This window comes from bacterium, assembly GCA_024224155.1.
Classification (GTDB): Bacteria; Acidobacteriota; Thermoanaerobaculia; order Multivoradales; family JAHEKO01; genus CALZIK01.
The window spans coordinates 1-2504 of sequence record JAAENP010000242.1; the positions used below are offsets into that span (position 1 = coordinate 1).

Consider the following 2504-nt stretch of genomic DNA (forward strand, 5'->3'; position numbering starts at 1 on the left):
ACCGTCCTGAGTCAGAAGCACCAGTCCCTCGATCACGTTGGCCAGCTCGCGGACGTTGCCGGGCCACGAGTACTCGGCCAATCTCTCCATCGCCGGCGGAGCCAGCGTCTTGACCGGCTCTCCCGGCAATCGGTAACGATCGAGGTACATGTGGACCAGAGCCGGAATGTCTTCCCGCCGGCTGCGCAGAGGCGGCAGCTTCAGATTGACGACATTCAGTCTGAACAACAGGTCGCGTCGGAAACGGCCGTCGGCTATCTCCCGCTCGAGGTCTTTGTTGGTGGCCGAGATAATGCGAACGTCCACGTTCACGAACGAGGTACCTCCAACCCGGCGCAATTCGCCATTGTCCAGCACCTGAAGGAGCTTGGCCTGCATGGCGGGGCTCATCTCGGCGACTTCGTCCAGGAAGAGCGTGCCGCCATCGGCGACCTCGAACAGTCCGGGTTTGGCGGTCGCGGCTCCGGTAAACGAGCCTTTCTCGTGACCGAAGAGCTCGCTCTCGAGCAGGGTATCGCTGAGCGCGCTGCAGTTGATGTGCAGATGCGGCTCGCTCGAGCGCTGACTTCGGCTGTGAATCAGCTTGGCCATCAGACCCTTGCCGGCGCCGGTTTCACCCTGGATCAGCACTGACGCGTCCGAGGGCGCGATTCTCTCGATGACTCGCAAGACCGCCTTCATCTCTTCGCTGTCCGCGACCACCAGCCCGCCGGGACTCGGGAGGTGCCGCGACACCGCGTGCTTCAATGCGGCGTTCTCGCGGCTGAGTCTGTACTTGCCCGCGGCGTTCTTGAGCGTCGACACCAGCTTGAAAGCGTCGAACGGCTTCGACAGATAGTCGTGGGCACCGAGCTTGATCGCCTCGACGGCGGTATCCAGATCGGGTCGGCCGGTCAGCACGACCGTCTCCGGAGGCTGCGGCAACTCGCGCAGATTCGCCAGCATCTCGAGACCGTTCATGCCTGGCAGGTGCAGGTCGAGCAGGACGACCTCGAAATTGCGGCCCTTGGCCACCTCCAGCCCCTCCTCGGCGGTCGCGGCGAACGTCGGCGTGAAGCCCTCACCCTCGAGCGCCAGCTCGACCGTCAGCCGCATCTGGAGATCGTCGTCGATGATCAGTGTTTCGATGTTCTTCATGACAAGCCGACACCGGTTGGATGGCCTTTACCAACCTCTCAGATCATACGGGGTCCGGCAGGTTCCGGTAGTGAAGAACGTAACGTTCGAGCGCAACCGGCACATCGGCCGGGAGAATTCCGCCGCCGGGGCCAGTGTCCCGTGCGGGAAGTACGCTACCCACTCCTGCGACCCTCCACTCCGCTGCCGTCGTTGCATCTCCTCGGATTAGGCCCGCTAGTCCTTCGTCGCTGCGCCTCGCCAGCGACGCGGAGGGCGACCAGGCCTAGGCAACGAACTTCCCGCACGGAACACTAGTCCGGAGCGTCGCCGACGGCGATGCCGAATCGAGAGCGCACCTCCGTCTCGACCGAGAAGGCGTCTCCGGCCGATCTCCGGAATCGTGCAGCAAGATCGAAAGCCTGCCGTTCGTGCGGTATCTCCCGATAGTCCCGGCCACTCTGCGCCCAGCCGTCGACGTATCTATCCATGTAGTCCTCGAGCCCGAGGAGCTCGTACTGCACCATGTGTACCAGCTCATGAAACAGCAGCCGGTCCCGCAAGGGCCCCCCGGCCGCGCTTTTCGCTACCAGGATCGTATCTACCAGCGCCATGGCGCTCGCTCGCCGCAGGTCGATCGGATGCGGCTCACCGCGCTCCTCGAAGACCGAGAAGAAGCCGGGATTGTCGAAGCCTCTCACGACCAGCACTCTTGCCCGGTCGAGCACCTGCTGGGAAAAGTACGCCGACAGCTTGTCGCGGTCTTCTTCTGACAGCGGCGTCGCCCGGGGGCGGTAGTGCTCTCGCTGGGCGCGAATCCAGGCGACCCCCTCATGCTTGAAGAGCTCGACCAGGTCGGCATCCGGCGGCCTCTCCGGTCGCTCGACGCCGTCGGCCCCGCAGGAGCCCGGGGCGAGGCCCAGGCTGACCAGCAGCAGCGCGGCCATGGGCGTCGGCCAGAATCTCGCTCGTGGCTTCGGTCGCGTCATTGTCGAGCGATCCTAGCGAAACCGCGGGTGTGGACCCTCGGCCGGCAACCACACTACGATAGGGACCCCTTCCGGAAGGAGCTCCCTGATGAGAAAGACGACCTTCTCTAGCTTTGCCTCGGCGCTCGCGGTCACCGCGGTTGTTCATGGATTGCCCGCCGATTCATCCGACAACCCCGCGGCCGAGGGTTTTCTCGCCGCTGAATCGGACGCCGAGGCCATCGCGATCGCCGACCGGGTCATGGAGCGGCTGGGCGGGCGCCAGGCCTGGGACGCGACCCGCGTCGTGACCTGGAAGTTCTTCGGTGACCGGTTTCATGTCTGGGACCGCCATACCGGCGACGTCAGGATCGAGGGGACCGACCGGGAAACCAAACAGCCCTACCTGATTCTGATGAA

General features: G+C 64.5%; 3 protein-coding genes. 1 reads left to right on the forward strand and 2 read right to left on the reverse strand.

What is annotated here, in order from left to right:
• Together GY769_12805 and GY769_12810 are read right to left on the reverse strand one after the other, a co-directional pair.
• Positions 1-1137, reverse strand: a 1137-nt coding sequence (locus GY769_12805) for a sigma-54-dependent Fis family transcriptional regulator (GenBank protein MCP4202799.1), incomplete at its 3' end; no start/stop codon positions are given.
• Between the two features lie 293 nt (positions 1138-1430).
• Entirely contained in the window at positions 1431-2105 is a 675-nt protein-coding gene (locus tag GY769_12810; protein ID MCP4202800.1) for a hypothetical protein, read from the reverse strand.
• Between the two features lie 88 nt (positions 2106-2193).
• On the opposite strand from GY769_12810, the gene GY769_12815 reads away from it, so the two are divergent.
• Positions 2194-2504: hypothetical protein (locus tag GY769_12815; GenBank protein ID MCP4202801.1), on the forward strand; the 311-nt coding region annotated here is incomplete at its 3' end.